Source organism: Lichenibacterium minor (assembly GCF_004137685.1).
Lineage (GTDB): Bacteria > Pseudomonadota > Alphaproteobacteria > Rhizobiales > Beijerinckiaceae > Lichenihabitans > Lichenihabitans minor.
On sequence record NZ_QYBB01000113.1, the window covers coordinates 1 to 3,066 of the forward strand.

The following is a 3,066-nucleotide window of genomic DNA, read 5'->3' on the forward strand; positions in this document are numbered from 1 at the left end:
TGGATCGAAGCCTCCTGCAGCCTCGATCATCGATCACCCGGTCAGGCTCCAGAAGGTGGGGGCGGAGCGACGCTTACGGCTGATCGCGGATTGGGTGAGGCCGAGCGCGCTGGCGGCCCGAGTCACACTACGGTGGTCGAGCAGCGCGTCGAGCACCAGGAACAGGCGGAGGTCGCGCTCCGAGACATGACGTGAACTCATGCGCCCATGATGGCTATGACGCTCGCTTCATGTCCAGCACCGGCCTACACCCCAGCATCAACAACGAGGACTGCGCCGATGCGCCCGATTGAAACCATCGCCTTCGCAGGTACTTCCGTCTACGTCTTGGTGAGCGGGGAAGAGACTGGCCGGCAGTTCGCGCTGCTCCACATCACCAATCCACCCGGCGTCTGGACACCGCGGCATCGTCACCTCAACGAAGACGAGACCGTTTACGTCCTGTCCGGGCAGGTCGAGATAGAAACGGGTGGCGAGACCCAGTTGCTCTCCGCCGGGGAGGTCGTGGTCCTTCCCCGGGCCCAAGCTCACCGCCTGGGTAATGCCGGCCCCGAACCCGCACAGGCCCTTGTGTTCTGCACGCCGTCCGGCTTCGAGCAGTTCGTTCGCGAAGCTGGACAGCCCGTCTCGAATAATGAGCCTGCCCGGGCTCCGGATGCGGCCACGCTCGGCCGCCTCGTCGGTCTGTCCTCCCGCTTCGGCATCGAACTCCTGCCAGCAGGCTGATGACAGGGCTGAATTCCGGAAGTGTGTTTGCCGAGTATCTGAACGGGCGGCCGCTGTGGTGTCTCGGATGGGTCTAGAACCGCCCTATCCGGTGTCTCAGGAGCTCGGAACCGACACATATGAGAGCAGGGCGAGGTGTCTTACAAGACTGCCTCGCTGGGGAATACCCATGCAGGAATCAAATAAGCTGATGGATGGACTGGCGACTGGCTTCGGCAGCACGTGCTCGGTGGTGAACGCTAAACATGTTGATTGCTACGTCTCGCCGCGGATGAGACGATATATGAGCCTTTCATACCTGATCCTTCAAACGTATATTCTCCATATTTTTTAACGGATTGAAGATAGGTCGAGATGACTATGATTCTTTCTCAGGGTAAATTCCGCTTAAGATCATGCAAGAATCGAATTTCATCTCATTCAACCCTCAAAAGGGTTTCAATGTAGCTAGTATGTTTCTACGCCACGACGTTAGTGGTACGGAATCTGTTGAGAGCCTCGGCGACCTCGTAGCCCAGCAGACCACGCTGATGACGGCCGAGATGACGGACTTCTGTGCGGGAAGGCGGCTGACGCTGGCGCCGTTCCTCGGACCCCTCACCGCGACGGCGGCGAGCGTCACCTACGCGACCTCGGGCACGCGCGCGGTCGACTGGCAGGACACGACCTGCGGCGGCGCCACGCTGTCGAACGCCCTGGCGCTCGGCGCCGCCTACGCGCCCAACCTCGGCGACAGCGTGATCGTGGTGCAGGCCACCTACGTCTACAAGTTCCCGCCATCCTACACCCTGCCATCCTCATACACGCTCACGCGGACGACCTACTCGCGCCCGCGCGCTGGCACTACGGTGGCCCATTCATGAGCGCGACCGTGAAGGCAAGAGGCCGTCTCGAGTACCGGGGTTCCATCATGGCGAGGCTGGGCAGGATGTGGCGCGGGCTACCACGCTTCGGGCGGGACGAGCGCGGCGGCGTGGCGGTGTGGTTCGGCGTGTCCGTCGTGGCACTGCTGTTCTTCGCGGGGTCGGGGCTCGACCTCGCCCGCAGCATCAACCAGCAGGCGGAGATGCAGGGCGCCGTCGACGCCGCGGCGCTGGCGGGCGCCGGCGCCTACACGAGCGCCGCGACGCTCGCCACGGCGACCGCGGCGGCTACCAACTACATGACGCAGTTCAAGACGACGAGCGGACTGTCCGCGCTCACCTTCACGGTCACGCCCGGCACGGCCACGAGCGGCACCTCGGTGACGAGCTACGGGATGACGGTGGCAGCCTCGGCGTCGATCTCCAACACCCTGATGGCCATGGCCAAGAGCTCCAACACCGTGGCCGTGACCGCGACGGCGAGGAACCCCGTCTACAACATCACGATCAGCATGTCCGGCTTCAGCTCCAGCGCCGTCGATACAGGCACGATCTCCTACTACACGGTGCCTGCGGACGGCTCAACGCCCACCGCGACGACCCTGCTCTACAGCAACGCCGCAAATGCGACGAGCTCGGGCACCACCACCGTTCAGCTCACGGCCAGCCAGAAGCTGGGGTTCATGCTGACGAACACGACGGACGGAAACGCCGCCACGACGTGCACTACCGTTCTCCTCATCCTCAAGAAGTGTTCGTCGAACAATTACGGCAGCAACGCCTACGGAGGTGCCTCGGGAAGCGTGCATTACTTCTACTCGCACATGTCGCCGCCGAGCCAGATCGCCTACCCCAGCGTGACGCAGAACTGCAGCCTGCAGGTGCTGACGAGCAGCACCGCATCGCCGACGTCCGGCTCCTGCCTGAGCGCCCTGCCGACCTACGCCACCGTCAACTGCGTCCAGGCGTCCGGCATGACGCTGCGCTACTACTGGAACGATATGGGCGGCTCGACCGACGACAAGGACTACAATGATGCCGTCTATACAGTCACCTGTTCTCAAATCGATTCTACAGTGGTAAAGGGGTTGGTGCTGACCAACTGAGGTCAGTTAGTCGTGAACTAGACACGTGGAGGTTGATCCGATCTCTCGAGCTGACACGCGGAGACACATTTTTCGCCGCCTCGAGCGGAGCATCGCTGTTTCCAAAGTCAAGTGTTACCCGAATGAGACGGGTTGTCTTGATGAGATATACCCATCCGAGGCTGCACGAGACGCATGGCTCGGCTCGGCGTTTGAAGCGTCGTTGCAAGGCGGATCGGAACGGTGAGGAGCGTCGGCCAGGATCGTGTCCCCAGGGATGGTGTAGCTTCCGGAGGAGCCACCTTGGTCACCGGCTTGGGCCGGGACGGTCAGGCTGCCAGGATCGGCAGGCTGACGGCGTCATCATCGCCGATCGGGGCGATGCTTTCCAG

At 62.5% G+C, this 3,066-nt stretch carries 3 protein-coding genes and 1 pseudogene; 3 read left to right on the top strand and 1 reads right to left on the bottom strand.

What is annotated here, in order from left to right; genetic code table 11:
• Window positions 1-75: 75 nt before the first annotated feature.
• Window positions 76-201: pseudogene (locus tag D3273_RS27340) on the bottom strand (helix-turn-helix domain-containing protein); the annotation flags it as partial.
• A 78-nt stretch (window positions 202-279) separates the two neighbouring features.
• On the opposite strand from D3273_RS27340, the gene D3273_RS27345 reads away from it, so the two are divergent.
• The 3 genes from D3273_RS27345 to D3273_RS27355 all read left to right on the top strand — a co-directional run bounded on the left by D3273_RS27345 (window position 280) and on the right by D3273_RS27355 (window position 2,695).
• The gene (locus tag D3273_RS27345; RefSeq protein WP_165359747.1) at window positions 280-726 is read left to right on the top strand and encodes a cupin domain-containing protein; all 447 of its coding nucleotides are present in this window, start codon (window positions 280-282) and stop codon (window positions 724-726) included.
• Between the two features lie 452 nt (window positions 727-1,178).
• On the top strand, window positions 1,179-1,589 hold the full coding sequence (locus D3273_RS27350; RefSeq protein WP_129230160.1) for a hypothetical protein: 411 nt from the start codon (window positions 1,179-1,181) through the stop codon (window positions 1,587-1,589).
• Entirely contained in the window at window positions 1,586-2,695 is a 1,110-nt protein-coding gene (locus D3273_RS27355; protein WP_129230162.1) for a TadE/TadG family type IV pilus assembly protein, read from the top strand. The genes D3273_RS27350 and D3273_RS27355 overlap by 4 nt, the downstream gene beginning before the upstream one ends.
• Window positions 2,696-3,066: the final 371 nt, after the last annotated feature.

What these genes read in the sequence shown, in the direction of transcription:
- D3273_RS27345 (WP_165359747.1), top strand. Translation starts at nt 280, where the DNA reads ATGCGCCCGATTGAAACCATCGCCTTCGCAGGTACTTCCGTCTACGTC.
- D3273_RS27350 (WP_129230160.1), top strand. Translation starts at nt 1,179, where the DNA reads ATGTTTCTACGCCACGACGTTAGTGGTACGGAATCTGTTGAGAGCCTC.
- D3273_RS27355 (WP_129230162.1), top strand. Translation starts at nt 1,586, where the DNA reads ATGAGCGCGACCGTGAAGGCAAGAGGCCGTCTCGAGTACCGGGGTTCC.